Below are 2425 nucleotides of genomic sequence, written 5' to 3' on the forward strand. Positions count from 1 at the left end.
TTTTTTGCGGCTGGCCAGCGGCGCGCCGCTGGGGCCTNGATCCTGGCCCGGGGCAGGCTCTGGCCGGGGGTGTTGACGGGTGGGAGGGCAGCAACGGATACTTCAGGAGTCGCGGAAGCGATCCAGCGGAGATCGCGAAAGCGATCCAGCAGCGGCACCGGATTCCAGCTCCGAAGCTGAGCCCGAGCCCAATCTGGGACTGTAGTTCAATCGGTTAGAGCACCGCCCTGTCACGGCGGAAGTTGCGGGTTCGAGCCCCGTCAGTCCCGTTCCATCACCAGGAGAGCCGGCTGTGGCAGCTGAGGCGAATCAGGCGCGTCCGGTGCGCGTTCGCCTCGCCCCCAGCCCCACCGGCACGCTTCACATCGGCACGGCCCGCACGGCGGTGTTCAACTGGCTGTTCGCCCACCACCACGGCGGCGCCTTCCTGCTGCGCATCGAAGACACCGACCGGGAGCGCAGCAAGCCGGAATACACCGCCAACATCCTCGAGGGCCTCGCCTGGCTCGGCCTGCACTGGGACGGCGAGCCGGTGATCCAGAGCGAGCGGGTGGAGCTGCACCGCGCCGCCATCCAGCAGCTGCTCGATTCCGGCCACGCCTACCGCTGCTACGCCAGCGAGGCCGAGCTCACGGCGATGCGCGAGCAGCAGGCCGCCAACAAACANGCGCCCCGCTACGACAACCGCCACCGCGACCTCAGGCCCGAGCAGGAGCAGGCCTTCATCGCCGAGGGGCGCGAGGCGGTGATCCGCTTCCGCATCGACGACGCCCGCACCATCACCTGGACCGATCTGGTGCGCGGTGAGATGCGCTGGAGCGGCGCCGATCTGGGCGGCGACATGGTGATCGCCCGCCGCGCCCCGGCCGATGCGATCGGCGATCCCCTCTACAACCTGGTGGTGGTGGTCGACGACGCGGCGATGGCGATCAGCCACGTGATCCGCGGCGAGGACCACATCGCCAACACCGCCAAGCAGCTGCTGCTCTACGAGGCGCTGGGCCACGCCGCGCCGGCCTTCGCCCACACGCCGCTGATCCTCAACAAGGAGGGCAAGAAGCTCTCCAAGCGCGACGGTGTGACCTCGATCAGCGACTTCCGGGCGATGGGCTACACGGCCCCGGCGCTGGCCAACTACATGACCCTGCTGGGCTGGTCGCCGCCGGAGGGGATGGGCGAGCGGTTCAGCCTCGAGCAGGCTGCCGCAGTGTTCGGCTTCGAGCGCGTCAACAAGGCCGGCGCCCGCTTCGACTGGGACAAGCTCAACTGGCTCAACGGCCAGGTGCTGCGCGAGCAGGGGGCGGAGGCGCTGCTGGCGCAGCTGCAACCCCTCTGGGCCGAGCGGGGCTGGGGAGGGGCCGACGCCGCCAACCCCGTGCACCGCGAGGCGGCCTGGCAGCTGGAGCTCACCGAGCTGCTTGGCCCCTCGCTCACCCTGCTGGCCGATGGGGTGGAGCAGGCCGCTCCCTTCTTCACCACACCGGAGCTCAACGACGACGCCCGCACCCAGCTGGAGAGCGCCGGGGCCCGGCCGGCCCTGACGGCGCTGGCCGCGGCCCTCGAGCCGCTGAGCGGCGGAGCCCTCGCGGCCGATCAGGCCCAGACGCTGCTGAGCGAGGCCGCCACGGCCGCCGGCGTGAAGAAGGGCGTGATCATGAAGAGCCTGCGGGCCGCCCTGCTCGGCAGCCTGCAGGGGCCCGACCTACTCACCACCTGGCTGCTGCTCCACCGCAGCGGCGACGACCTGCTCCGCATCCGCCGCGCCCTCTGAGCCGGGCTCGGTGGGGCCCTCCGGGCCGGCCGCCGCGCCGCTGAGCCCGAGCGTGCGGGCCAGGGGCCCGGCACTGAGCCCCTGCAGACCCACGGTGAGCAGGATCGTGAGAAACACCAGGCCCTGCAGCCGGCCCGCCCCCACCACGCCGGCCTGCTCCAGACGGATCGCGAACAGGCTGGCCACGGCGGCGGTCACGATACCGCGCGGCGCCAGCCAGCCGATCAGCAGGCGCTGGGGAACGGTGAGCTCCAGGCCCCAGGTGGCCAGGCCGATCACCAGCGGCCGCAGCAGCAGCATCAGGGCCAGCACGCAGAGCACACCGCCCCAGCCCAGCGGGCTGAGCTGGCCCAGGGTCACGTCGGCGGCTAGCAGGGGGAAGAGCATCGTGATCGCCAGCTGGGCCAGCTGACGGATCAGCTCATCGAGCTCGGCCGCGTCGGTGTCGGGCCGGCGGCCTACCACCACCCCGGCGGTGACGGCCGCCGGCAGCCCCGATTCCGGCAGCAGCTGCTCGCAGCCGGTGAACAGCAGCAGCAGGCTGCCGAGGCTGAGCTGCAGGCGCAGGGCGGCGCCGCCGTCGGCGGGGATGCGGCGCAGGGCCTCGGCCAGCAGCCAGCCGCAGGCGAGCCCGAGCACGGCGCCCACCCCGAG

The 2425-nt window shown here is 72.2% G+C and carries 2 protein-coding genes and 1 tRNA gene; 2 read left to right on the forward strand and 1 reads right to left on the reverse strand.

Features of this window, described 5'->3' with window-relative positions:
• The first annotated feature begins 195 nt into the window (after positions 1-195).
• Together SYNGFB01_RS12205 and gltX are read left to right on the forward strand one after the other, a co-directional pair.
• Positions 196-269 (forward strand) — tRNA-Asp (locus tag SYNGFB01_RS12205).
• 53 nt (positions 270-322) lie between these two features.
• Complete coding sequence (gene gltX / locus SYNGFB01_RS12210; protein ID WP_048018259.1) at positions 323-1771, forward strand: glutamate--tRNA ligase; 1449 nt, start codon at positions 323-325, stop codon at positions 1769-1771.
• Here the strand turns inward: gltX and SYNGFB01_RS12215 are convergent.
• The coding region (locus SYNGFB01_RS12215) for a cation:proton antiporter (RefSeq protein WP_048018260.1) at positions 1703-2425 on the reverse strand (723 nt) is incomplete at its 5' end. The genes gltX and SYNGFB01_RS12215 overlap by 69 nt on opposite strands.

Origin of the sequence: Synechococcus sp. GFB01, assembly GCF_001039265.1 — a bacterium.
Classification (GTDB): Bacteria; Cyanobacteriota; Cyanobacteriia; order PCC-6307; family Cyanobiaceae; genus NIES-981.